Source organism: Mesorhizobium sp. M7A.F.Ca.CA.004.04.2.1 (assembly GCF_004022825.1).
Taxonomy (GTDB): Bacteria; Pseudomonadota; Alphaproteobacteria; order Rhizobiales; family Rhizobiaceae; genus Mesorhizobium.
The window spans coordinates 1-2,612 of record NZ_RZPH01000872.1 but is presented as its reverse complement, the minus strand read 5'-3'; the positions used below and the strand labels follow the sequence as shown (position 1 = coordinate 2,612).

Sequence of the window (2,612 nt, the reverse complement as noted above, 5' to 3'; positions counted from 1 at the left end):
CGCCCAGTGGCCGGATGACCGGCAGGATCGCCGAGCCGCCGCCGCCGCGTGCCTTGCGGGGTGTCTTCGTCGACAGCCTGGCGGCACGCGCGGCACGGCGTGTCGGCACATAGATGGTGACATCGGCCAAAGCGAGCGGGTCGCCGTCAAATCGAAACCCCGGAACAAGGCGGCCGGCAAGCAGCGCCTCGGCAAGCGTCGGCAGAAACGGCGCTCCGGGCGGGATCGAGAAAACGCGGCTGGAGCCGCTCATTGCGACTCGATGAGCGCACCGGCGACCGCCGCTTCCGCGAGCGGTACGGCATCGGGCGTGCCGACGGTGATCCAGTGGCCATGCATGGGCATGCCGAACAGGCGGCCGGCCGCGATGGCGGAATCGAAATAGGCGTTGAGCGAGTGCGGCCCGGCCGGTGCACCCTCGAACAGGCGCGGATGGACGATCGCCGCCCCGGCATAGATCAGCCCCGCCGGGTCGCCTTTCGAACGCCGCAAGCCGCCATCCGGCGCCACCAGGAAATCGGTGCTGCCGCAGTGTCCGGTCGCCTGTTGGAGATCCGCCAGCATCAGCAGAATATCCATTTTCGCCGCGTCCCATGCAAGGGCGAGGCGCTGGAGATTGAGAGGACCGTCATCGATCCAGAACGTGTCGGCGTTGAGGATGTAGAAGGGCTGATCGCCCAGTTCGGGCAACGCCTTGACGATGCCGCCGGCGGAATCGAGCAGTTGTTCGCTCTCGTCGGAAATGACGATGTTTGGCGCGCGGCGGGCAGTGACATGGGCGACGATCTGTTCGGGAAAGTAGTGGACGTTGACGACCGCCTTGCCGACGCCGGCGGCGGCCAGGCTGTCGAGGCTCCAGTCGAGCAACGTCTTGCCGGCAATCTTGACCAGTGGCTTGGGAATGGTGTCGGTGATCGGCCGCATGCGTTTGCCAAGCCCGGCGGCAAGTACGATGGCGGTGTCCGGTCTTGCTGTCACAGCGCTCGCTCCTCCAGCAAACCCTGGGCGTCGTAGAACTCGCGCAGGCTTGCCAGCGCCGGATGAGACAGAGCCCGGCGCAGATAGTCGCGGATGCGCGGCAAGTGCTTCAGATAATAGGGCTTGCCGTCGCGTTTTTCGAGACGGACGAAGATGCCGAGGATCTTGGAATTTCGCTGCGCCGCCATGATGGCGTAGGATTCCAGGAAGCTTGCCTCGTCGAAAGCGCCGGCTGCGTGGCGCGCCGCGACATAGGCATCCAGCGTCTGTTTCTCGATCTCGGGCGAGATGGTGACCCGCGCGTCCATGGCGAGCGAGGCGACGTCATAGGCGCAAGGGCCGATCAGCGCATCCTGGAAATCGACGATGCCTAGCCGATCATGCCCGGAACGGTCGCCGCGCCAGATGATGTTTGGCGAATGGAAGTCGCGCAGCATCAGCGTGACCTCGCGGCCTTGCAGCCGGTCGAGGAGCGCATTCCATTGCTTGTGGTAACCGGCGCGCAAGCTCTCGCTTGCCGGAGCGCCAGTGATTGCCGGCACGTACCAGTCGACCAGCAGATCGGCTTCGATCATCATGGCGTCGCGGTCGAAAGGCGGCACATCGTGGAAGCCGCCTTGCCCTGTTTCCAGGCGCTGCGGCCAGGCCCTGCCGTGCATCATGGCCAGCAGCTCAGCGGACGCTGCGTAACGCTCGGCCAGCGGCTGGCCATCGCCGCTGAGGAAACCTTCGGAACCAAGATGTTCGAGAAGCAGGAAACCTTGCTCCTGGTCCTCGGCATGGATTTGCGGAACGCTGACGCCGCCTTCCTTCAAGGCGCGGTCGATGGCAACGAAGGCGGAGACCGACTGAGCGGTATGCGCGATCTCGGCATAGGGCTTGCCGTCGCGCACAGGCGGACCGAGAACCAGCCGTGGCGAGTTCATCAAGACCCGAGGCTTTTGGTCCGGCAACGAAACGATCTCATAGGAGCGGGCCGAAGCATCGCCGATGAAATGGCGGCGCTGCGCTTCCCCCCAGCCGGCGTTCACGAGAAAGTCGCGCATGGCCAACGACCGTGCCGCCCGATCGAAGGCATCACCCTGGCCTGACAATCGCGCCAGCCGGCCTTCGCCATGCTGGACGAGCTCGATCAGGACTGTGGTTTTCGGCAGATGGGCTTCCGCCCGTTCCGGCCATTCGACCAAAGCAGCACCCTGCGCCAGGGCTTCGTCGAGCCCCAACTCATCGATCTCGTCCGCCGAGGACAGGCGGTAGAGATCGAAATGATGGACCGGAATGCGGGTGTCGTAGCTCTGCACCAATGTGAAGGTCGGACTCGGAACATCGAGACCGGCATCGTCGGCCAGGGTCCTGATCAAGGCCCGCGCCAGCGTCGACTTGCCGGCGCCGAGATCGCCCTTGAGGGCAAGCACGTCACCCGGGCGCAGCGACAGCGCCAGATCTTCGCCCAGCCGCGCTGTCTGGGTCTCGTCGGCGAGTAATCGCTCCAGCACCAGTCCGGTCATCGAACGCGCTACTCGGCCGCGGCGCGGATGCCCGGCATGTCTGGAAAGGTGCAGATGACGGTCGTGCCCTTGTCCTTGCCGGTTTCGATGCGAACGCTGCCGCCATGCAGCTCGACGAAGCTCTTG

3 protein-coding genes are annotated in these 2,612 nt (G+C 65.1%); all 3 read right to left on the bottom strand.

The features are described from left to right. On the bottom strand, window positions 1-253 hold a 253-nt coding region (locus tag EN893_RS28465; RefSeq protein WP_164901187.1), incomplete at its 3' end, for a hypothetical protein. Further along, a complete protein-coding gene (locus EN893_RS28460; RefSeq protein WP_127267521.1) occupies window positions 250-978 on the bottom strand; it encodes a nucleotidyltransferase family protein in 729 nt (242 codons plus the stop codon). The genes EN893_RS28460 and EN893_RS28465, both read right to left, overlap by 4 nt. Beyond that, the gene (gene tsaE, locus EN893_RS28455; RefSeq protein ID WP_127267522.1) at window positions 975-2,486 is read right to left on the bottom strand and encodes a tRNA (adenosine(37)-N6)-threonylcarbamoyltransferase complex ATPase subunit type 1 TsaE; all 1,512 of its coding nucleotides are present in this window, start codon (window positions 2,484-2,486) and stop codon (window positions 975-977) included. Before tsaE ends, EN893_RS28460 begins: the two co-directional genes overlap by 4 nt. Window positions 2,487-2,612 lie beyond the last annotated feature (126 nt).